The sequence below is a fragment of the Cobetia sp. SIMBA_158 genome, from assembly GCF_046566945.1.
Lineage (GTDB): Bacteria > Pseudomonadota > Gammaproteobacteria > Pseudomonadales > Halomonadaceae > Cobetia > Cobetia amphilecti.
The window spans coordinates 1-261 of the sequence record NZ_JAWJYL010000568.1 but is presented as its reverse complement, the minus strand read 5'-3'; the positions used below and the strand labels follow the sequence as shown (position 1 = coordinate 261).

General features: G+C 57.1%; 1 protein-coding gene. It reads left to right on the top strand.

The window, feature by feature from the left end:
- Positions 1-261 (top strand): molybdopterin-dependent oxidoreductase (locus R2R70_RS21110; RefSeq protein WP_410979067.1); only part of this gene is annotated, 261 nt, incomplete at both ends.

Genomic DNA, 261 nt, shown 5'->3' with positions numbered 1-261 from the left:
CAAATTCGAGCGCATTAGCTGGGAAGAAGCCTACGACATCATCGCGACCAATATGCAGCGCCTGATCAAAGAGTACGGCAACGAGTCTATCTATCTGAACTATGGCACCGGTACGCTGGGCGGCACCATGACCCGCTCCTGGCCGCCGGGAAATACCCTGGTCGCGCGGCTGATGAACTGCTGCGGCGGCTATCTGAACCATTACGGCGACTACTCCTCCGCGCAAATTGCGGAAGGTTTGAACTATACCTACGGCGGCTG